The sequence below is a fragment of the Lactiplantibacillus sp. DA1 genome (assembly GCF_032681335.1).
Classification (GTDB): domain Bacteria; phylum Bacillota; class Bacilli; order Lactobacillales; family Lactobacillaceae; genus Lactiplantibacillus.
This window is the reverse complement of the sequence record NZ_JAWHTQ010000002.1, coordinates 104150-126692: the sequence shown is the minus strand read 5'-3', so window position 1 is coordinate 126692 and position 22543 is coordinate 104150. Positions and strand designations below refer to the sequence as shown.

At 44.6% G+C, this 22543-nt stretch carries 24 protein-coding genes; 6 read left to right on the top strand and 18 right to left on the bottom strand.

All coding sequences use genetic code 11. The annotated features are described in order from the left end of the window. Window positions 1–51: 51 nt before the first annotated feature. The 7 genes from RXV91_RS03230 to RXV91_RS03200 form a co-directional block, all read right to left on the bottom strand. Complete coding sequence (locus tag RXV91_RS03230; RefSeq protein WP_316438647.1) at window positions 52–828, bottom strand: DUF4931 domain-containing protein; 777 nt, start codon at window positions 826–828, stop codon at window positions 52–54. Between the two features lie 71 nt (window positions 829–899). Beyond that, the gene (locus RXV91_RS03225) at window positions 900–1187 is read right to left on the bottom strand and encodes an RNA-binding protein (RefSeq protein WP_316438952.1); all 288 of its coding nucleotides are present in this window, start codon (window positions 1185–1187) and stop codon (window positions 900–902) included. 91 nt (window positions 1188–1278) lie between these two features. Next, entirely contained in the window at window positions 1279–2010 is a 732-nt protein-coding gene (locus RXV91_RS03220; RefSeq protein WP_316438646.1) for a hypothetical protein, read from the bottom strand. 184 nt (window positions 2011–2194) lie between these two features. Further along, complete coding sequence (locus RXV91_RS03215) at window positions 2195–2932, bottom strand: DUF975 family protein (RefSeq protein ID WP_316438645.1); 738 nt, start codon at window positions 2930–2932, stop codon at window positions 2195–2197. A gap of 117 nt (window positions 2933–3049) precedes the next feature. After that, window positions 3050–3481 (bottom strand): GNAT family N-acetyltransferase, encoded by a 432-nt coding sequence (locus tag RXV91_RS03210; protein ID WP_316438951.1) that lies wholly within the window; start codon window positions 3479–3481, stop codon window positions 3050–3052. Between the two features lie 3 nt (window positions 3482–3484). Then, window positions 3485–4354: a DegV family protein gene (locus tag RXV91_RS03205; RefSeq protein ID WP_316438644.1), complete on the bottom strand. Its 870-nt coding sequence runs from the start codon at window positions 4352–4354 to the stop codon at window positions 3485–3487. An 85-nt stretch (window positions 4355–4439) separates the two neighbouring features. Continuing rightward, window positions 4440–4862, bottom strand: coding sequence for a MarR family transcriptional regulator (locus RXV91_RS03200; RefSeq protein ID WP_316438643.1), 423 nt, complete (start codon window positions 4860–4862; stop codon window positions 4440–4442). Between the two features lie 292 nt (window positions 4863–5154). On the opposite strand from RXV91_RS03200, the gene RXV91_RS03195 reads away from it, so the two are divergent. Next, complete coding sequence (locus RXV91_RS03195) at window positions 5155–6861, top strand: NFACT RNA binding domain-containing protein (RefSeq protein WP_316438642.1); 1707 nt, start codon at window positions 5155–5157, stop codon at window positions 6859–6861. 411 nt (window positions 6862–7272) lie between these two features. Here RXV91_RS03195 and RXV91_RS03190 read toward each other — a convergent pair whose 3' ends face one another. Next, a complete protein-coding gene (locus tag RXV91_RS03190) occupies window positions 7273–7767 on the bottom strand; it encodes an NUDIX hydrolase (protein ID WP_316438641.1) in 495 nt (164 codons plus the stop codon). 204 nt (window positions 7768–7971) lie between these two features. Between RXV91_RS03190 and RXV91_RS03185 the strand changes: the two genes are divergently transcribed. From RXV91_RS03185 to RXV91_RS03170, 4 genes are all read left to right on the top strand, one after another. Next, window positions 7972–8697, top strand: coding sequence for a DUF2087 domain-containing protein (locus tag RXV91_RS03185; RefSeq protein ID WP_316438640.1), 726 nt, complete (start codon window positions 7972–7974; stop codon window positions 8695–8697). Window positions 8698–8701: 4 nt separating this feature from the next. Beyond that, window positions 8702–9073 (top strand): GIY-YIG nuclease family protein, encoded by a 372-nt coding sequence (locus RXV91_RS03180; protein ID WP_316438639.1) that lies wholly within the window; start codon window positions 8702–8704, stop codon window positions 9071–9073. 1 nt (window position 9074) lies between these two features. Further along, entirely contained in the window at window positions 9075–9743 is a 669-nt protein-coding gene (locus RXV91_RS03175; RefSeq protein WP_316438638.1) for a chloramphenicol acetyltransferase, read from the top strand. Window positions 9744–10295: 552 nt separating this feature from the next. Beyond that, on the top strand, window positions 10296–10691 hold the full coding sequence (locus RXV91_RS03170) for a DUF1801 domain-containing protein (protein ID WP_316438637.1): 396 nt from the start codon (window positions 10296–10298) through the stop codon (window positions 10689–10691). A 347-nt stretch (window positions 10692–11038) separates the two neighbouring features. Here the strand turns inward: RXV91_RS03170 and RXV91_RS03165 are convergent, their stop codons facing one another. The 8 genes from RXV91_RS03165 to RXV91_RS03130 form a co-directional block, all read right to left on the bottom strand. After that, a complete protein-coding gene (locus tag RXV91_RS03165; protein ID WP_316438636.1) occupies window positions 11039–11632 on the bottom strand; it encodes a histidine phosphatase family protein in 594 nt (197 codons plus the stop codon). A 202-nt stretch (window positions 11633–11834) separates the two neighbouring features. Next, window positions 11835–14396 carry a carbamoyl-phosphate-synthetase gene (locus RXV91_RS03160; protein ID WP_316438635.1) on the bottom strand — a complete coding sequence of 854 codons (2562 nt, stop codon included), beginning with the start codon at window positions 14394–14396 and terminating at the stop codon, window positions 11835–11837. After that, entirely contained in the window at window positions 14393–15475 is a 1083-nt protein-coding gene (locus RXV91_RS03155; protein WP_021731511.1) for a carbamoyl phosphate synthase small subunit, read from the bottom strand. Before RXV91_RS03155 ends, RXV91_RS03160 begins: the two co-directional genes overlap by 4 nt. A gap of 34 nt (window positions 15476–15509) precedes the next feature. Beyond that, window positions 15510–16034, bottom strand: coding sequence for a bifunctional pyr operon transcriptional regulator/uracil phosphoribosyltransferase PyrR (pyrR, locus tag RXV91_RS03150; RefSeq protein WP_316438634.1), 525 nt, complete (start codon window positions 16032–16034; stop codon window positions 15510–15512). A 159-nt stretch (window positions 16035–16193) separates the two neighbouring features. Continuing rightward, the gene (locus RXV91_RS03145; protein WP_316438633.1) at window positions 16194–17117 is read right to left on the bottom strand and encodes an RluA family pseudouridine synthase; all 924 of its coding nucleotides are present in this window, start codon (window positions 17115–17117) and stop codon (window positions 16194–16196) included. 19 nt (window positions 17118–17136) lie between these two features. After that, a complete protein-coding gene (gene lspA / locus RXV91_RS03140; protein WP_316438632.1) occupies window positions 17137–17586 on the bottom strand; it encodes a signal peptidase II in 450 nt (149 codons plus the stop codon). A 317-nt stretch (window positions 17587–17903) separates the two neighbouring features. Further along, window positions 17904–19559: a formate--tetrahydrofolate ligase gene (locus RXV91_RS03135; protein ID WP_316438631.1), complete on the bottom strand. Its 1656-nt coding sequence runs from the start codon at window positions 19557–19559 to the stop codon at window positions 17904–17906. A gap of 98 nt (window positions 19560–19657) precedes the next feature. Further along, the gene (locus RXV91_RS03130; RefSeq protein WP_316438630.1) at window positions 19658–20044 is read right to left on the bottom strand and encodes an EbsA family protein; all 387 of its coding nucleotides are present in this window, start codon (window positions 20042–20044) and stop codon (window positions 19658–19660) included. Window positions 20045–20078: 34 nt separating this feature from the next. Here RXV91_RS03130 and RXV91_RS03125 point away from each other — a divergent pair, with 34 nt between their 5' ends. Further along, entirely contained in the window at window positions 20079–20465 is a 387-nt protein-coding gene (locus tag RXV91_RS03125) for a ribonuclease HI family protein (RefSeq protein ID WP_316438629.1), read from the top strand. Here RXV91_RS03125 and RXV91_RS03120 read toward each other — a convergent pair. Both RXV91_RS03120 and RXV91_RS03115 read right to left on the bottom strand, forming a co-directional pair. After that, window positions 20462–21568: an FAD-dependent oxidoreductase gene (locus RXV91_RS03120; RefSeq protein WP_316438628.1), complete on the bottom strand. Its 1107-nt coding sequence runs from the start codon at window positions 21566–21568 to the stop codon at window positions 20462–20464. The genes RXV91_RS03125 and RXV91_RS03120 overlap by 4 nt on opposite strands. 412 nt (window positions 21569–21980) lie before the next feature. Continuing rightward, the gene (locus tag RXV91_RS03115; protein ID WP_316438627.1) at window positions 21981–22517 is read right to left on the bottom strand and encodes an alpha/beta hydrolase; all 537 of its coding nucleotides are present in this window, start codon (window positions 22515–22517) and stop codon (window positions 21981–21983) included. Window positions 22518–22543: the final 26 nt, after the last annotated feature.

The window sequence follows — 22543 nt, the reverse complement described above, 5'->3', positions numbered from 1 at the left end:
GCGCTCGTGGGGTGTATTTGTGCAACTTTTTTTCAGCACCGACTATACCGCCTAATCTCTGGTCGCTAAGAATTGTTGCCGAATTTCGCCCGCAATCGTCCGCATCCGTTCAGGGGTGTCAACTTGCGACAGACGATAACCGATATAATATGGTGAAACGTTAAACAGTGGAACCACCTTAGCAACGATTTGTGAACCCTGCGGATAGAAGAACAAGTTATAACTGTCACACCAACCATGAAAGTAAGTGTTCAATGTATATTGAACAACTTGTTGAACAGCATTGGCCAGCTGTGACACTGCCGTTAACGGTGCCGTCACGTTGATCTCAACAAATCCCATGATAGGCTGATCAGAAACGGTGATTTGAATCTGCCCATCTGTTATCACGGGATACCCAGTTAAGTTAGCAGGGCGTACGTTAATATAACCATCGATATCAGTTAAGCCAACAATCTGCATATGGGGATGGCGCAAACTACCACCTGAATGGGGACCAAAGTTTTTGTATAGCAACACGGATTTAAACCGGTCACTAGCCATCGTTGCTTGCCAATGCTTCAGCGCAAATTCAAAAATAGCCTGGTTTTGCGCAGGTGAATAAAGCGAAATATCGCCATCATGTGTAGCTGATTCAATAATGATCGTTTGCCACGTCGCCTGTAAGGTCGGAAACTTATTCATTAGCCAGATACGATCTGCATCTTGAACTAAAATGTCAGTCAATTGTTGTGGCTCACAAAACGGGCAGGCATTATGTGGGTGCCGAATATTTTCCGGTTTATCCTTAGCAATTGCCGTGTCAAAAATTAACGGGTGTGCTTGCATTGACCATCAACTTCTTTCATGCGATACGAAAAAGGGACCCCCTTGTGTTGGTCCCGTTCTCGTCGTTATAGTTAATTCATTGGTTCCGGCGTATCGGCGTTTGGTCCAAATTGAACGTCCGCCATCGTAATCCAAACAACAAACTCCGTTGACGCTAACCGCCAATATTGCGGATTCGATGCCGCCGGTAGTGATTGTTCAAAAAGCGCAATTGCCAACGCGTTAGCCGCATTGTCCGCAGCAACTTGGACACTCGCCCCAAAGGTTTGGGCAGCAGGAACGTCTGGAAACCGTACATCCCAATACGTGCCTTCATCACGAAAAATGGCTGGATATTTAACTTCCACATTGCGATTCAATTTCATCACTCAATTCTTACAATCAGTTTAAGGCTATTATACCGAAAACGGTCGCAAAAGCCTAGTTCAAACATCATGATTGCCATCAAAATTAATCAGCTTTTGAAACATGGTACGAGCCAGCACTATCCGTCGTAACCTTGTAGTTACCATTAATCGAATTTTCACCATGATCAGTAGCATCTTTTAGGTTACTGAAAGTCGTTCCTGAATTAGTTGAACTACTCTTTTCCGAACTACTTGACTGCGTGTCACTCTTGGATCCACTACTGCTAGATGTCGTCGTGCTACTCGACTTAGTAGTGCTACTAGTCGCCGCTTGGTGACTGGTCGTTGTACTATGCGAACTAGCTGTTGGATTGCCAGCCGTCGTATTAGTTGCGGTTGAACTACTATAATTATCTGTAGGTGTCGTACTACTGGTATCCGCATCCGTACTTTCAGCCGTCGTCTCACCAGTACTTTCACTACTTGAGCTTGAATGTTTCTTCTTTTTCTTCGAAGTGCTGGACGCCTTCTTCGAAGAAGATTTTTTCCGCGCTTTGCTGCTACTTGAAGAACTGGTTGTTTCAACTAAGTCTTGACTGCTGGCTGCTTTGACAAAGTACACGACCGTCCCACCGAGCGCAATCACGATTAAAGCCAATAGCCATAACGAAACGTGATGTTTTTTTTGCGGTGACTTAGGTGCTTGTGGTTTCTTAGGATCGTTCGGTTGTTTTGGTGCATGTGATCCTTGTGAACTCGCCTTACGTCCCCGTTTGCTCCCCGTAGCCTCGCGCGCTTTTAAGCGTGACATGCGCGTCTGTTTTTGTTCAGGCATTAACTATCGCACTTCCTTTCTTGCTTCCGCCAGTTTACCATATTTTGACGGACTTGTCTTAATGCTTTAATAAAAGAAATAATATTACTTAGGTTACCCATTATGCTAGTTGATCTGTCAAGAATCATGCTAAATAACAGCTAGCACAACGGGGCCCTTAAGACTGATTTCAGTAGCGCCATCATTAATTAATGGCTTGTAAATTATCATAATAATTAGCAAAGACACCGTAAGTGTATGGTGTTAGCCACAATTGACCAATTCCGGCCGTCAAAACACTGAGTAACGCCCAACCAAGAAAGCTTAATTGTAATACGAACAATTGCCACTTATGCCCCTTCATCAACTGACGACTTCGTGTAACGGCATCGCGATAACGTGGCCGTGGCCGACCTGCCGAGGTAGTCGCTAACATATCCTTATACACATAAAATGTCTGTGTGTAAGCATAGGCTTTAATAATGCCAGGAACAATCAATAATAGACTCCACAAGAACACTAGCATTGCTTTATAAATAATCAAACCAACTAGTGCCCAGCCATAGCGTTTCGTGAAGCCAATCGTCGAGTCACTGACCGGATGTATTTCCCGTTCAGGCTGCCGGACCCAATCCAACATGGCATAACTCGTTCCAATCCGAAAAAGCTGAATAACCAGCGCAACAACTAATTGCACGAAAAGAAATCCCACCACAACTGCTAAAATTAATGACAGATCCGAACCAGTAAGTGTACCAAGCTGCTTGACCGTTTCACCATTGCTCGACGTGTCTCCTGATCGCATGCGGCTAGAGTAGTCGGACATCACGCCAAAAATCGTTAGTAAACTAATGATAATGCACAACAGAATAGCATCTTTCCAACGTCCCTTGAATAGCTGCTTGACCTCAGTTTTTAGCTCTGCTCTTGTTTTTTGAATCATTGCTCCACCCTTCCACTGCTTTGAATAATCAAGTCTATTTTCCGTGATTTTATCGCGTTAGTCAACGGCTAGCTACTAAAAAAGTGCCGACAAATCGCCGACACTACTATTAAAATACTATAATTGCTTGTGCATCACGACAACCGGCGCACCATCTTCATAATATGGTCCATCCGTAACATGGTAACCACAACGCTCATAAAATGTCTGCGCCGTCAACTCACCATGAATTTCACCCTGAGTAAAGCCATGCTGAGCAGCCCAAATCTCTGCTGCTGTTAATAATTGCTGCCCCCATCCCTGACCACGATAGGCTTGCCGAGTACAGACCCGACCAAAACGCATGACGCCCGCTACTTGCGGTTCCAGACGCAATGTGGCTACCGGTAAGTCCGGCTGCAAGTATAGGACAGCATAGTCCCGTTGATCCGTATCCTTGCTGTCAAATTCAACGTCAGCAGCGATGCCTCGTTCCTCAACAAAAACGGCTTGGCGTAACGCGTATGCAGCTGCACGGTTGGCTGGTGTTGCTGAAAAGTTAATCTTCATCATTTAGTATGCCTTGTCAATATCTTTCAACCAGGCTAAGGCTAGCGATTTATCGCCCAAATGGGCCCCAATCACCGGACCAAAATAAGTGATGTCAATTGGCATTTCTGGATAAACTTGTTGCAGTTTCTCCTTCCAATCCTCGGCAGCTGCTAAGTTATTCCCCTGAACGATAATCGCTCGTAGTGGATAGTCGACTTTGGCTTGCGCTTGGGCAAATAATTGCTCAACTCGTGCTAAGGCCTTTTTGGTCGAGCGAACCTTTTCAAACGCAACAATTTCGTGACTCTGATCATCAAAGGTCAGCAAGGGCTTGATGCGTAAGACACTCCCAATGAACGCGGAAGCATTTGATAACCGGCCGCCACGAACGAGGTTTTGTAAATCATCCACAATAAAATATTCGCCCATTGACGCCCGTAAATCATCAAGGCGTGCGAGGATCTCTTCAACACTATGACCTGCTTTAGCCATCCGCGATGCTTCTATTGCTAAATAACCCATCAGCCGAACCGTAATCTGAGAGTCATACGGGTAGAGCTTAATATTGTCGACCATTGCCCGCATATTCATCAAACTGTTATAGAAACCAGAAATCGTGCTGGCAAGGTGAATACTAATAACCGCATCATAGCCTTGATCACCCAAACGATTATAAAACGACACCATTTCCCCCACGGGTGGTTGGGACGTACTTGGAAACGACTTAAATGATTTCATATTTGCATAGAAGTCGGCCGTCTTAATGTCGACACCTTCTTGATATACTTTCCCATCTATAATAACCGGAATCGGCACGACATGAATATCATTGTCTGCGACCTCTTGCGGTGTCAAATAGCTCGTGCTGTCAGTAACAACAGCAATCTTCATGACTTACACCTACTTCTCATTTAAAATAATAACAAACATCATAGCATAAAATCGAACCATACTCTACCTTCGACCGTTTGGAAAATTATGATTCAGAAATTCGACTAACTGACTTATTTAGCCGATTTAACAAAATCCGTAACAGGTTTTGTTCATCTTGTGGCCATTTATCAAAGACCTCAGCTTCAAATTGTTGGTAATTAGTGTTAATCGTCGTCAATGTGTCTGTCCCTGCAGGGGTGATCGTGTAAACCAGTTGTCGTCGGTCACGGCCAATGGCTTCCTTACTCAATCGTTCTTTCTTAACCAAACTGGCAAGCTGACGACTTAGCGTTGATGTATCTAATTGCATCGCCGCTGCTAATTTTTCTTGAGTGTTAGCACCCGCCTGCAACTGAATCAGTAATTGCCATTCTGCAACGGTGATTCCCTGAGTTTTGGTAATTTGTTTCAAAATGGCCGTTTGTAATTTTGCCGTTTCCGCAAGTGCCGTTAAACTTGATTTCATGATTGTTCATTCCTCTCAACAATAATTCACATTTGTATTATACAATATTGGCCGTTCAATTGCGACTACTTTTTGCTTAGAATACCGTCAAAATAGTCTTTGCATATAACATCATTATAAACATAACGATTATTGACCAGCTTGTATACCAACATCGGTTAGCAATTCGCCAGCTTTATCTACAAAACCGGGGTGTTAACTTGTGTTTACCAACTTAAAGACGGTATACTAGTACCCGGTTAACTTGTGTTTTCACAAGTGATAACGAATATCTTAGAAAGCGAGTGATCACATGTCCTTTGATGGTCTATTTACTCATGCCATGGTCACCGAATTACGCCAAGCCCTTGTTGGCGGTCGTATTTCCAAAATTAATCAACCATACCAAAACGAATTGATTCTGACTGTCCGGGCCAACCGGAAGAATCAACCCGTTCTGTTATCTGCTGACCCAACGTATCCACGTATTCAAACGACTCAGATTCCAACGATTAACCCGGCCGTGCCGACGAACTTTGCGATGATGATGCGTAAATACTTACAAGGTGCCATTGTTACTGATGTGACCCAAATGGCTAACGATCGGGTCGTTCACCTCACCGTGACGACTCGTAACGAACTCGGTGATGCCGAAACACTCACCCTGATTATTGAAATTATGGCGCGTCACAGTAATGTGATTTTAGTTGACAATCAAACTAGCAAAATCATTGACGCTATCAAACATGTTGGGGCTGATCAAAATCGTTATCGACTCCTGCTACCGGGTGCGACCTATATCGAGCCCCCCAAGCAAGACAAACAAGATCCATTTACACCGAACACTGATTATCAGACATTAGTTCAAGACTACCCAAATGAAGACGTCTTAGCAAAACAGCTACAACAACATTATCAAGGCCTAGGCCGTGATAGTGCCCAACAATTAGCTGCTGATTTGCATCAACCTGGCGATCTCAATCAACATTACCAAGACTTTTTAGTTCAGTTCGACCAGCCACAAGCGACGTTAATTACGTTACCGAATCATAAGACGATGTTTGCTGCTGGTCCGTTTAGCCATTTCGGTAAGCCAACGCGCCAATTTGAGTCGCTGAGCGAGTTACTCGATTTTTATTATGCCGATGCTGCACAACGTGAACGAGTGCAACAACAAGCTGGCAATCTGATTCGAGTTGTTAAAAATAACTTGAAGAAAAATCGTAACAAGCTAAAAAAGTTGGAACAAACCTTGGCTAACACTAAACAGGCTGATGAACTTCGATTAAAGGGTGAAATCTTAACGACCTATCTACATGCAGTCAAACGCGGAATGACTGAAATCACCTTACCGGACTACTATCACGATAATACACCGTTAAAAATCCAGCTCTCTAATCAACTCTCGCCTTCTCGAAACGCGCAGAAATACTTTTCACGTTACCAAAAACAAAAAAATGCGGTCGGTTTCGTTGGTGAACAAATCAAACTGACACAAGCTGAAATTGATTACCTGGACAATATCCAGACACAAATCGAACTGGCTAGTCCCGCCGACATCGCTGAAATTCGCGAAGAATTGACGCAACAAGGCTATTTGAAACAACACCGAACTAAGAAAAAACAGCGGAGCTCTCGGAAACCTAGTCAACCACAGGAATTCATCGCTAGTGATGGCACCACCATTTCGGTTGGGAAAAACAACCGGCAAAATGATCAGTTAACCCTGAAAACAGCTCGCAAAAGTGATTACTGGCTACACACGCAAAAGATTCCTGGATCACACGTGATTGTCCATTCTGATAATCCTAGCGAGCAGACGCTTACAGAAGCAGCTAATCTGGCTGCTTATTTCTCCAAAGCACGCGCTTCAGCAACCGTTCCGGTCGACTACGTTCAGGTTCGACGCATTCGGAAGCCCAATGGTGCCAAACCCGGCTTTGTAATCTACGAGGGTCAAAAAACGCTATACGTTTCACCGAATGCTGACCTTGTTGAACGACTAACGCCACACGCGTAATGTCATTAAACAAATCTAAACCGTTAAAGAGCGCGTGCTCAGAATCTTTCTGGGCACGCGCTCTTTAGTTTCGACCTACCTATCCCTATTCAAATAATAACAGCCTGAACCTCCCGCCGCTGGAAGAATCTAGTCCCACTACGTAAGAATAAAATAATGTGGCCAAATATCCCCTCAAGATAACTAAACATTGAACCACTTAGTTACTTTGCTAATCGTTGGCAAACCTAATTGTGTCTCACAATTAGCACTAAACAACGCCTTAGCTGGAAAAATAATGACTTTGACCCGCACTAAACTAGCAAAAGTCAGCGCTGTTCCAATTAAGATTAGTCCACACCATAAAGCTGGCTTTTATCCCACTTACGCCTAACCCCAGTGGTTCACTTCACTAATCGCTATCAGCGTTAATTAATAAACGGCCCGGTCTAAAACGGTCCAGTCATTATAAATCTGATCGGTCGGATCAAACTGTCCAGACAACAACACCGATTTAGCTTTCAATACTAGTGGTGACGCATTAGTTAACGTTAACTCACTCAAAGGTACTCGCAACGCACCGTGGGAGTCTTGCCCCTCAAAGTTGGCAACTTGTTTCGCCAGTTGTCCTTTCGTCTGCGTGATCCGGTAGAAGACGGCGATATGTTGATTCATGCGCCATTGCTCGAATTGCCAAGGATACCGGAAACTCGTGATCCCCAATTGTGTCAGCTCAGTTGGGACTAACCCAGTTTCTTCCTGAATTTCCCGGCGGATCGCATCAATTAACGCCTCACCATCTTCTAAGCTCCCCCCCGGCAAATCATAGCGATTGGTATAAGGGCCACCAAATTTTTTAGTAACCACAAGGGCATGTTGATCGCCAATAATACCATAAACTCCAAATGCCCGATGATAACTGGCCAATTGTCCCACATCCTTTCATATTTAAATACTCGTAGTTATTGTAAGCGTCATCAGCGCGAGCATCAAGAATATTTGTATCATGTTTATTGAAACAATAAACAACAAAATTGATTTTAAGTTTATCAATATAATAAACTTAATGTTGATAAAACTGTTTACATATTCAGTAAACAGTTTTATAATCAGTCATATTGGAGGTGGCCCATGGACCTAACTAACTTAACTGTCAGTGATTTAATGCGTGGTTGGCATCAAACCACAACAACTTTGAACTGCAATTATTGTGATGCTAACTGGGCAACAACTACGCCAATCACAACAATTGAGCAACACTTGACGATTGCTCACGACGGCAATCGCTCTCAACTCATTCATTTAGACAGTCGTTACAATACGCTCACGACTAAGCAGCAAGATTTACTGACAGCCTTTGCGACCGGGATCAAGGACGCCGACCTGGCCAAAGAATTTCAATTAGCTGCCGCAACGATTCGACATCAAAAATTCACGTTTCGTGAGAAAGCTAAACAGGCTAAACTCTATCTCGCGATTTATCAATTGGTCTTTGAAACTGGTCAGACAGCCGATGATCTGATTGCATTACCTGAACAGCCTGGAATTGTCGATGATCGGTTTGCAATTACTGAAGATGAAGTCACCCAAACACTTAAGCAGTATTTCGACTTCACTCATGAGCCACTACAATTGAAACGATGGCCTAAAAAGCAAAAAACGATTGTCACGATCTTAACACGCATTATTGACGAAATTCCGGCCGACCAGCCATTCAATGAAACTGAACTTAACAATTATTTACGACCAATTTATTTTGATTACACCACACTTCGCCGCTATCTGATCGACTATGGCTTTTTAAAGCGAACGGTCGATGGTCGGCAATACTGGCGAACAGCTACTAGAGAGGACTAACGATATGCAACCAACCGAAAAACGCGCCCTACAACAAGCGTATAAACTCGCCCCAACTTATTATGGCGTCATCCAGATTACCAACGAACGTAATCACAAGATCTGGATTGACACGGTACCTAACTTGCACAACCGCTGGGCTTTTTACCAACTAAATCTCAACAAAAACTTCTATCGTGCGAATCAATTGCAGACCGACTGGAACCAACAAGTGCCAACTGATTTTTCTTACCAGGTCCTTTGGAAAAAAGAAACGACTGATGTGACCAATATGCGAGCAACACTTAAGACACTCAAAACTAAATGGCTGCAAGATTTACAACCGTTTGACGAACGCGGTTATAATCAACGGCCTAAAGATTGGCAGGATGACTAATATGACAACTGAAAAACCGAACATGCATGCTATCCCCATTGATCAAACAACTTGGCCGCGACAAACTTACTTTTACTATTTCACAAAAATGGCGCCAAGTGGGTTTAGTCTCACCGTCAATATGGACATCACCGCAACGCTAGCTTGGACTAAAGCCCACCACGTTAAGTTTAACGCGGCTTATCTGTACTTAGTCAGTCGTTTGTTGACCACCCATCCAGAGATGCGCATTGGTTATTTGAATGACCAATTGGTGACCTTCGATGTCCTACATCCGTCCTACACGATTCTACATGCTGATCACACCATGGCCAATCTGTGGACCGCTTATGACGCTGACTTCCAAATCTTTTATCACCACTATTTAGCTGACCAGACTGAATTTGGCACTATCTCGGGACCAATGCCCAAAGCACCCCAGTCCCCTAATTTAGTCAACATCGGCAGTCTTCCCGGAATCCATTTTAGTAGTTATACACCACTGCCTTTTAAACCACTCGATAGTTTTTTTCCGATTTATCAAGCTGGTCAATTCCAAACAAGCGATGATAAAACGTTGATGCCACTGAGTATTACTGTCAACCATGCGACGATTGACGGTGACCACCTCAGTAACTTTTTCAATGAACTCCAAGCATATTGGAATCAACCCACACAATATTTAGCTTGAATAGGACCACTCGCTATTTAATTTTATTTGGCAACGGCATAGCGGCACTAGAAGCACCTGAAGATAATGGTATTAATATTGCTAGTCTAACGACATTACAATGATTTGTTACTGTCGTCTTAGTACTATGGCGACGGCCTAATTTCAGTAACGCTAACACCTTTCTAAGAAATTCTTATGCGTGCCTTATCAAAACTCAGTAGTTAATCCTCCCTTAAATGTCTAAACTAAAGGTATTCAATTAAGGAAGGAACTGATTGCTATGCGTCATCCACAACTCTTAACGATTACGAACCGTCAATTCCGGCCACGGAGCGCCGATCCAACTGTAATCTACATTGCTAACTACCAGCCATACTGGCACTGGAATCTCACCAATTAATGACAACCACCAACTGCGTTATGAATCGTAGTGGGCTCAATAACGCAACTAAAAAATAACCCCGTTTAATCAGCCGTGTGGGCACCTGATTGAACGGGATTATTTTTAGTTGCAGTGGCTCAGTGTATCCAGTACACTGAAGTCAAAAGATTGAATGGAGGCAAACTTTCATGGCCAACCAACTTGATGCTGATTTGACCGTTTTTGAACCGTATCTCGAAAAGATGAGCCCAACACCTCACCAAGTACAGCTGGTGACGCTTCTTAACTGGGTCCACACGACCTTCCCACAACTACAGCCGCGCTTAGCCTGGAATCAACCCATGTTTACCGATCACGGAACCTTCATCGTTGGCTTTAGTACCGCTAAAAATCATCTGAATATCGCCCTCGAAGCAGCAACATTGAACACATTTCGAGAAGCGATTAACGCGGCAGGCGACACGACCACCAAAATGTTGTGGCAGGTCCGTTTCGATACTCCGTTTAACAACCAGCTCCTCGCCGACGCAATTCAGTACAATATTGATACAAAACAGGCTACAACGACGTTTTGGCGATCTTAATGGAAACCCAACTCCCCTCATGATACCCAGCTTAGTTCAACCATGATGAGGGGGCATGGTTTTAATAGGCCATAAAACCGGTCATTATTTTGTATTGTATTAAGTAGTGGTTTAGCCACCGTTCAAGCGTCTTTTCGAAGCATAACTGGTCGGTTCAAAAATAAAAGCCTACTTGTTCAACTTATTTTTTGAGCTGAAAATCAGCCATTGTAAATTGCTCAGTGGCGCTAATCACTATTCGCTTTATTCTAACAATTGATGAACAGCCCTAAACCCATGCTTAGAACACAAGCTGGCAGATAAAGTCTATCTAGTTTACATAACTTTATTTTTTAATAGTTGTCATCTTAGTTGGCACTGCTCAAATTAATAATTTTCTCAAATTTGAACGCGCCGTTATCATACTGATACTTGAGAACCGCACAGTTACTCAACACAATTCCGCGACGCTCAATTTCGTCCATTGACAACCACCGGCGCAAAAACATAAAACTAGCCCCACCGTGACTAACGGCCAATACTTGGTGATGATCAGGCCGCGCCATCACCGCACTTAATGTCTTAACCACGCGCGCTTGTACTTGCATATCGCTCTCACCACCGTATTGACAGAAAAAATCGCCGTGGCTACGACGAATTGGATCGGGTCGCGGATTCAAAACTTCACTTTCACCCTCAAAAACTCCAAAACCCCATTCCTTAATACCTTTTAAGCGCTCATAGGGTTGTTTAGTGACTAATTCCAAGGTATCACTTGCGCGTTCCTGAGTTGAACTATACGCATGATCAAACGTAATCGCATGGTCCTGAAAATACGTGCTAACGCGTTGAGCATCCGCAATTCCCTTGGCCGTCAATGGTGAATCACACGAACCTTGAATTTTTTTGAGCCGGTTAAATAGGGTTTCACCGTGCCGCATCATATACAATGTCTTTGTCAATTTGCATAACCTACCTTAATTAGTCTTTAGATAAGCATATCACAAATGAAAGCGTTTTTAATCCTTTTATAATTAGATTCCCCACCTAAATGACTGAGACTATAATTATCAAACTGATATACCAAAAAAGAGCATCCGGACTAAGCATCCATCTGCTCTTCAAAATTATATGATCAGTTAGCGGTTATTAGTAACGACATCTCTAAAAGTCCGTATCCTCATTTCCCTGATTCAACGCTATCAGCGCATCTTTCAATGTATCGCCATGTGCAATCACCGTCCCGGTCGCGTGCCCCGGTTCGCCAGTCGCTTCGACATCATCATAAATTTGTAAATGATTATATGGGAACGTATTCGCCTGAACATAAACTGGCTTCAACTTGTTAACATCTGGATAATCATACATGACCTTAGCCAGCGCCTCACCCAACTTAACGTGAAGTAATAGTCGTGTCACGCTTGAACCACTAGCTTTACTGATCAGTGCCATTGTCGCAATGCTCATCGGCTCAATCGTAGCCAGTTGCAATTTCGTATCGGCAATTGCTAGCCGAACCGTATAAAGTCCGGGCGCGCCCATCGCTAGGACCCGTTGTTTGATCTCAGCATGTAGGGCGTTAATCGCTTGATTTTCCGCCTTATCACGAATCGGGAAGACTTCAACCGCCCCGCGCACATTGCCTCGCAAGTTATTCCCGGCAATGATTTCACTCACACCGAAAATCGTCACATCGGTGCCATCTGTAATAACTTCGACGGCTGGCGAATCATTCGTTTTGATTTGCTCACGCGGCAAACTATTGTTGATTTGAATTACTTGATAGCCGTCTTGAACTAGTTTTTGGCCCAACCGATAATCATGGTAAGTGGTGAACACAATTAACGGTTTCTCAATGGCCAACACATTCAAAATATCTGAGTACTGTTTAGGTTCAACATAGCGCTTCTTCGCCAAACGAGGTGTCATCGCCACACTGTTCGGGTTCGCATTAATCAACACAGGTTCATAATCTGCCTTCTTCAGATAAAACAAGAGCTGTGAGACTAAGTAATCATTCCCATGATTGGTTCCGATCCGGTTGGCACCTGTCCCAATGACAACCACCCGACGACCAGTTGACGGCTGACTTTCATTATCAAATTCATAGGTGGAATAGTAAGTACTCGTCTGTTCAGTAAACTCACCCGCAGTTGGTTCAATTTCTTTAAAGGTCGGTTGAATTTCATTTTCAAGCGCAAACTGCCGAACCTTTGTTACATCGGTATGCCAAGCCGCGGCAGCATCTTCATCGGTAAAGCCAAAGTATTTGGCACGCCCAAGTGCATGCACATCAAACGGGCGTTCACGTAATGCCCGTTCAATTTCCAAAATATGACTTAACTTATAAAAATAAAAAGCGTCAATCTTAGTTAATTCCGCTAACTCATCGATTTGATAGCCACGATTCAACGCTTCCAGTAAAATCAACATCCGGCCGGCTTGTGGATGAATCAAGCGTTGGATCAATTCACCTTCTGAATAGTTCTGTGGCCGGTTGGCAATCACGTGGTAGCGCGATTCATCTGTGGATCGCAATCCCTTCAGCAGGGCTTCTTCCGTTGAACGGCCAACGCCAATCACTGACCCAGTCGACTCAGTGACCGTATCTAATTGGTGGCTGACCTTCTTCAACACGTTAAACGGCCAGACCGGAATCCGACAAACAATGTGATCTAAGACCGGTTCAATCAGTGCCGTTTGCTTACGATAGGTTCCTGGTAATTTGACTTCTGCCAAACTCATCCCAACCATTAAATTACCCACGACTTGAGCTAACGGATACTCCGTTGCACGGGCTGCCAAGGCCATCGTACGATCAAAGTACGGTGTCACCTTAATGACATAATAGCTTTGAGTTGTCGGGTCAAGTGCAAATTGAACATGACACGAACCACTCAAATGTAATTTCCGCATAATTTTTAAGGTCGCCGAACGAAACTGTTGGTACTCTTGATCCGTAGTCGTTTGGGTGGGCGCAAAGACAATTGAATCTGCGGAATGAATCCCCACTGGATCAAAATTTTCCATACCACTAACTAGTAACGCCGTGTCCTTTTGATCACGGACGGCGACGAACTCAAGTTCCTTATAGCCAACGATACTTTGTTCAACAATGCATTGTTTAGTTCCTGAGACTTTGAAGCCCATTGCTAGCGCCCGCTGTAGTTCAGCTTCATCTTCACACAATTGACGACTTGCTTCAATCCGCGGTGCGACTGATTTAACGATTACTGGAAAACCAACGTGACGTACAACCGCCATTGCTTCGGTCGTGCTAGCTACAACTTGTGACGCAATGACCGGTTCTCCCATATCCTTTAACCGGTTGCTCATTAGCGCCGGATTGACAATCAAATCGACAACATCTTGATTCCATTGTAATAATTTAACATGATTGTTTTTAAGCACGTTATTGCGAATCAACCCTTGAATTAACGTCACAGTTTGTATCCCACCAAGTGATGGGATTAGGCCATCGGGTTGCTCAGTCTCAATAATTTTCGACAGTGCAGCCACGGTCAGTGGTTCTAAATAGACCTTATCAGCAAACCGATTTTCAGCTGCTACTGAGTAGGAATTGTTATCGACTAGAACGACGGCAATCCCAAGACGCCGAATAGCCGCCCCAATTTGGGTCACTGCCGCATCATGTTGTCCTTCGCGTCCAATATCATTGTGACCAGCGCCAATAATCAGCACTTTTTGTAAGGTTTGATTATTCACCAGATTGGCCCCCTTGCTTGCTGCATTGATTCAACAAATTCATCGAAAATATCGCGTGTTTCAGTGGGACCTGGCGCACCATCGGGAAAAAATTGCACCGAAAATGCTGGAAAATCTCGAAGGCGCAGTCCCTGAATCGTCCCATCAATCAAATCAACAAACGTTGTTATCAACTTGTTCCGGTCAACGGTATCCGCATCCACTGCGAAGCCTTGCCCTTGAGAAGCATAAATAATTTGATTCGTAATCACTTCCCGAATTGGATGATTAGCTCCATGGTGTTCCGGCGATAATTTCATAATTTGGGCCCCATTAGCCATCGCAAACAATTCGTGTCCAAGCCCAATCGCAAACAAGGGTACTCGGTTTTGAATGTTCTTAATCATCTCAGTCACACTGGCTGGTAAATCCTGAGGTTTACCAGGTCCAGTTGATAAAACCACGCCATCCGGATCCAAATTCAAGATTTCTTCCGTTGTTGCCGTGTAGGGTAAGACCGTCACGTTGCAAGCTCGTTTGCTGAGTTCTCGTAAAATACCGTGTTTGAGTCCAAAATCGATCACCACGACATTTAAGCCGGTTCCAGGATTAGGAAATGGTTTAGGCGTCGCTACTGCAGCTACTTGCTGATTAGTGAGTACCGTAGCCCCTAATTGGTCAAACGCATGGGCGTCAGCCACGTCAACGATACTGGCTTTCATCGGTCCACTCGCCCGCAATTGTTTAGCTAAGTGGCGCGTATCGATGTGGCTAATTCCCGGAATATTTTGTTGCTTTAAGTATTGATCAAGTGACCAGCGTCGTTGCCGATTAGTTGAAATACTAGCGACATCCCGAACAACCACCCCTTTGACGGTCGGCAAAATCGATTCGTAGCTATCATGGTTAATCCCATAGCTACCAATGGTCGGCTGCGTAAAAGCAACAATTTGGTTATGATAAATTTGATTAGTAATAATTTCTTGATAGCCCGTCATACTCGTGTTGACGACGATTTCTCCGGTTGAAACCGCTGGCGAGCCAAAGCCTTCACCTAAATAGGCGCTGCCATCTTCAAGAATCAAATAGCGGTCTGCCATTGCGATCCCTTCTCATCTGTTTGACTTAGTCTGATTAATTAATAATTTCAATGCCATCATGGCCGTCGATTTCACTGACTGCCACTCGAATTCGTTCCTGACGAGCAGTAGGAATATTGCGGCCAATAAAATCAGCTCGAATTGGCAATTCACGATGACCGCGATCGACGAGTACCGCTAGTGCAATACTTTGTGGTCGTCCGCCTCCCATTAACGCGTCTAAGGCCGCTCGGATAGTCCGACCAGTGAAGAGAACATCATCCACTAAAATCACTCGTTTATCTGCCACCGAAAATGCGAGCTGATAGCCAGTTGACACCCGTGGTCGATCAAGTGGCTGATCATCACGAAAAGCTGTAATATCCAATTCACCTACCGGAATTGCCGTTTCTTCTAGCTGTTGCAATTGGGCCGCAATCCGTTGTGCAATATAGACGCCACGGGTCTTGATACCCACTAACACGATATTTTTAATCCCCTTATTTTGTTCGATAATTTCGTACGTGATTCGGGTCAGTGCCCGTTTCATCGCCATTGAATCAACAACTTCTTTTTGCATAATTGCCTCCCAATTTGTGATTATCGCTATTTTGAACCACCCATGTGACAAAGAAAGACGGCCGGACAAAAGGTCACGGCCGTCGACGAAACGCTATTGTTAACAGTTTTGCCTTTCAGTCTCGCAGGGCCGGATTAAAGGACGTTCATTACTGTTAGACTAATGATTCCCATCGGTTTTGTCAAGCTTCGCCAAGGTTGCCGTAAAAATTGGTGGTAACGGGGCTTCAAAAGTCAATAATTCACCCGTCACCGGATGCTTGAACCCTAGTAACTTGGCGTGTAAGAATTGGCCATGACCTTTGAGCGTCTTTTTAGGACCATATAGTGGGTCACCAACCAGTGGATGGCCAATTGATTGCAAATGAACCCGGATTTGATGCGTCCGTCCCGTCTCAAGCCGACAGCTAATCAGCGTATAATACTGATAACGTTTCAATACCTTGAAATGAGTCACTGCTGGTCGCCCAGTCTTAACAATGGCCTGTTTTTTACGATCTTTGGGGGACCGGCCTAGTGGTGCATTGATGGTCCCCGTTTCTTCTTTGATGACCCCGTGTACAAGCGCAACGTATTCACGAAGGTTAGTCTTAGCCTTGAGTTGCGCTGCTAACGATTGGTGGGCCCGGTCGTTTTTGGCAACCATCAACAAACCGGACGTATCTTTATCGATCCGATGGACAATTCCTGGTCGAAACTCACCATTAATCGTTGACAGTGGACTATGATACAGTAACGCATTCACTAGTGTATGATCCGGATGTCCGGGAGCTGGATGGACGACCATGCCCTGGGGTTTATTAACCACGAGGACATCATCATCTTCATAAACAATGTCCAACGGGATGTTTTCCGGTTCGATTGTTGTTTGTTGGACCGTCTGGGCAGCCACAATAATTTCGTCGCCAACCTTAACGTGGTACTTACTAGCTTGAACCTGACCATTCACCGTCACTTGGTTCGTCTTAATCAATTTATCGACCTGTGACCTTGTCCAAACTGATTGTAAAGTGGCTAACACCTTATCTAATCGGCCGGTCTGATCTGCAATCGTAAAATGTTGTTCCGTGGTCGCTCCTGCCACGTTATCAGCTCCCTATTACTTATTTTTCAAAACTATCATCCCGTAGTACGCCAATTAAAATAAATATGACGCCAATAGTCAGACATGAATCGGCAAAGTTAAAAATTGGAAAATTAATAAAATCGAGTTGGAACATGTCAACAACGTACCCAATACGTACCCGATCAATAAAATTGCCCAACGTCCCAGCAATCATCAGTGAGATGCCGATTTCATATAACCATTTACCTCGTAACCGCCAAAGCAAATAGCCCATTACGATTAAAGCCACAACTGAGATCAAGTAAAAGAACCACATTTTACCTTCTAGAATACTCCAAGCAGCCCCGTTGTTATGTAAGTTCGTAAGTGATAATAACCCGGTAACGACACTAGTACTGGCCCCCAACGCAATATGACTAACAATCGCCGCCTTAATAACTTGATCAATTGCTACTAAAGCTATCATTAAAATTAAATAGATCCACATATTCTGCCCTCACATTTCGCTAAGCTGTGTTTAATTATACCAAAAGACGTCCCACTTGTACGAAACTCCGGCAGGAAATACCCGGTTTTTATTACCGACTTAATAACTAAGTCACTATTGGTGCTGCTTAAAAATAACATTCCCAGCTACATATGATTCTGCCAAATCTGATGACTAGTGACCAGCTTCTTGGTCTTTGAAGCATCATGGTCACTAACAAGCTTTTTGCCCTTGACAATTGTTGACTGCCATCAAGCACACACGAGGTTGAAAACAAACAAAAAGTCGACCCTACCTGGCATCGACTGATAGATTAATTAAAATAACCCTGAAATTTTACCGTCATCACTAATATCCATATCTAATGCGGCTGGATATTTTGGCAATCCTGGCATGGTGAGCACATTTCCAGTCAAGGCCACAATGAAGCCGGCACCTAACTTAGGAACAAACTCACGAACGTTGATCGTGAAATCAGTTGGCGCTCCCAATTTTTTCGGATCGTCACTCAATGAATACTGTGTCTTAGCCATGCAGACTGGTAAGTGGTCCCAACCCTGCTTAGCAAAGGTTCTTAGTTGGCGTTGGGCTTTCGCCGAGTACTCAACGGCCGCACCACCATAAGTCTTAGTAACAATGTCGCTGATTTTCGTCTTTAAATCAGCATCCGCCGGTGACAACGGTTGAAACTGACTTGGTTGATCACATAAATCAACTACTGCAGCTGCTAAGTCAGTCGCACCATCACCACCGCGACCCCAGACATCGGCTAAGACTGCGTCGACACCAAGATCCGCACAATAAGCTTTGACCGATTGAATTTCAGCATCGGTATCGGCCGTAAACTCATTGATGGCCACCACGACTGGCACTCCATAACGTTGCATCGCATGGATATGGTGTCCTAAATTAGCCGCACCGGCTTTCAAGGCCGCCACATTCTCGGTTGCCAAATCTTTCAACGCCACGCCACCATGTAACTTTAAAGCTCGGATCGTCGCTACAATTACTACGGCATTCGGAGCTTGGCCAACGGCTGGTACGTTGATGTCCATGAATTTCTGACCACCCAAATCAGCACCGAAGCCCGCTTCCGTAACCGTGTAATCGGCGAGATTCAGCCCAGCTTGCGTTGCTAGCACACTATTACAGCCATGTGCAATGTTGGCGAATGGACCACCGTGGACGAGCGCAGGAGTATGAGCCAGCGTTTGAACCAAGTTCGGTCGTAACGCGTCCTTCAAGAGTAGCGTAATCGCGCCACCGACTTTTAGGTCAGCGACTGTCACCGGCTGGCGATCATGAGTGTAGCCAATCACGATTCGATTGACGCGCTGCTTCAAGTCAGCAATATTCTCAGAAAGACAAAGAATAGCCATCAATTCACTTGCTACGGTGATGTCAAAGCCATCTTCACGGGGCACACCCGATGTCGCTCCGCCGAGGCCGATCACCGTATGCCGTAAAGCCCGGTCGTTAATATCCAACGCCCGTTTCCATTGAATCCGACGCTGGTCAATGCCCAACTGATTACCTTGTTGAATATGATTATCAATTAAGGCAGCTAAGGTGTTATTAGCAGCTGTCAACGCGTGCATATCGCCGGTAAAGTGTAAGTTGATATCTTCCATTGGAATGACTTGTGAGTAACCACCGCCAGTGGCTCCCCCTTTCATGCCCATAACCGGTCCTAATGAGGGCTCCCGTAAAGCAATCATCGTCGACTTGCCAATCTTAGTTAATGCGTCGCCCAACCCAATGGTCACAGTCGATTTACCTTCACCAGCAGGCGTTGGGTTAATCGACGTGACTAAAATGAGCTTGCGTTTCGTTTTCTTGACCGGTAGTGGCAACTTGAGCTTAGCCTTGGTACTACCATATTGGTCAATCTGATCAACTGACAAACCAGCCTTAGCCGCAATTGTGGTAATTGGTTCTGGTGTCACTTGTTGTGCAATTTCAATATCTTTCATCAATTCTCCGCCCCTCTGTTCTTTTTGCTTACACTCATTATAACAAGTTATTCAAAAATATGAACTTTATTTATACGTTTTAAATATTTTGTTCGTATTTATCGGCTGGTTGCGAGTTCAATCAGCTGATTACGCGCTTTTTTCAGCATTAAAAACCGATACTGGTTGCCATCGATTTGGACCTTCAGCCCACCTCGCGTTGGCGTTATTAGTTCGAGCTGATCACGCGGAATGACGAGCCAAGAATGGTTCAAGACCGTACTAAAAATGATCAGGTTGTGATTAATCGTGACCCGCCGCAGACTGATCTGAACCGCGACTAAAGCCACAAAGAGGGCTACAATGACGAACAACCACCATTTAAACTTCAAGATTTCTAACCACAAAATAATCCCCGCCATCAATACTAGCACCGTCCACGACCAGACAATCACACTTGACGCTAGCGTTGGTTGGTATTTAAAGGTATGCTTATCGTTATTCACAGTACAAAATTCCTTTCACATTGGAGTGAGCTTAATGCAATTATATACAGATGCCGCGACCACACCCGATAATCAGCGTAGTGCCGCGGGAATCTTAATTATTGATCAGGGTCAACAACACCAATTCAAACAGGTCTTGCCAGACAGTGATAATCATACTGCAGAATTTCTGGCCGCGATTGCTGGTTTTAAAACTTTATTAGATTCTTATGGTCCACAAGTCAGCGTCTTTTTCTATACGGATAGTCAAATCGTCGCCGAAAGCGTCGCCAAGGGTTATAGCAAAACTTTCAGTGTCGAGCTGGCAACTTTGCTGCACTTGCAAGACCAGTGTCAATTAGTGGTCACTCAGTGGATTGCTGAAAGCGATAATCATGGCGCTCATCAGTTGGCACAACAAGGGTTGCATCTTAGCAATTAATCAGCCAGGTCTAAATAAGTCTCAATTGGTCGCTGATACTGGTCCCAATCATGGGCACCAGTTTGAACATAATCGGCTAACAACTTACCAATCATGGGTCCTGTTGTTAAACCAGATGACCCTAACCCGCTAGCCACCAAAATATGTGGGTTATCCGGAATTGGACCGAAGAACGGCGCAAAGTCACGCGTGTAGGCACGCGTACCCACTTTTACCTGCGTAATTTGATCCTTAGTTAGGTTGGCATCAAGTTTGAGCCCGCTAGCGAAGAGATCATCTTCAACCAGACTTGAAACCTGCAAATCGTAGCCCTGATCATTTTCGTGCGTCGCCCCAACGACCAATTTGCTGCGCGTGAAGGGAATAAAGTCTCGCTCGCCTTCAGGCATGAGCACTGGAACATCGTCAGCCCAAGTCTCAGGTAGCTGCATTTCAATTAATTGTCCTTTTTGTGGCCGGACATCAGCAACAATCTTCATTGGCAACAATAACGGCTTTAGCCACGCCCCGACTGCTAAAATCAACGTGTCATAGCTTTGCTGACCATTAACCGTCAATAGTTGGCCCTGGTCACCTAAACGAACCTTACCTTTATGACGGACCAGGTTCCGCTTTTCAGCGTATTTCAGTAAATTATGGGCAAACTTATCGCCATCGACCCGCGCACCACCGCTCACAAACACACCGGGTTGGGGCGCCGTTAGCAGTGGAATCCGTTCTTGGACTTCTTCAGCAGTTAATTTCTCAATCGTTCCCATCTGGGGTGCCGCTTGCCGGCGCTTTAGAGCTAAATCGTATAGCGCCTGCAGATCATCCGGGTCGGCACGAGTCACAATCGTTCCTGCTTGTTGATAAACAGAATAGCCCATTTGCGTGTCCGCAACAATTTCCGGATACAAAGCAGCCCCGGCCTTAGCGAGTCGGTACCAACGCTGATTACGCCGTTTGGATAACCAGGGTGAAATAATCCCTGCTGAATTCTTAGTCGCTTGACCAATACCTTCATCATAAATCGTGACGTTCAGGTCAGGGTTCTGGCTTAAATAGTACGCCGTGACCGCCCCAACAATGCCACTACCAATAATCGTTACTTGTTTTTGCATTTTCCAACGCCTCCACAACCAATCTGCTTTCATTTTAGCATACTCGAATTTGTTGCGGGTGGCTGATTCAGTTGGATTAGAGTCAGACCATTGGTAGATGTTGCTAATACTAGCTTTGCAGCAATTAATTTAATACCGTGGCTGGCTCTTTGCCCTTATGACTGGGACAGGGCAATCAATAGTTGTTGCCGGACAAAATTTTCGTTCGTCCAGTGTAAATAATGCTGACCTGGTGCATGAACCAGGTGACCAAGCTGGCACCACGGTGATTGTTAATACGCCGTCAAGCGTTGATCAGTGACTAAAACTTGGATTGGCAGCGTCAGCACCCGCTTTTCAGCGGTTCGAAGCGTCGTTACTAATTGCGGTAAGCATTGCGCTTCAGTCAGAATACTCGGGTTCGCGTAAGCTGCTAAATCAATACGTCATTGGCGATACGTTCTACCAGTGGGTTTAAAGGATTAACTTCTGCTAGGAGTTGCTGAAGTGTCAAAGTTTGTCGCTGTTGTACTAGTTTCGGATAGTTTTCAATAAAAGTTTGGACGTTTGTAAGAAGTTGCGGTGCCATCGCGGCATAGGGTGGTTCAAGCAAAACTAAGCCACAAACATTATCTAAGTGCTGCTGGGCATATAAGAATGCGTAACTAGCGCCTAAACTGTGGCCCACCAATAATAAGTTGCTCACGTGTTCATGGTGAACCATATCCTCAAGATTGGCTAAAATATGCGGGACAGTGCGCACCATTTGACTATGAATGCTACGGCCCACGCCAATCGTGTCGATGGCAAGTAATCCCACTTGACTTGGCAATCGTGCCATTAAATGCTTAAAATTATAATCAGTGGCGTCCCAGCCAAACGCCGGTAAGCACATCAACGTCGGCTGTTGTGGTCCCGCCGGTCGGTACTGATAGTACACTTGTCCCAATTCCGTCATTAATTGATTCATGATTACTTTCCTCCCACAATGACAGA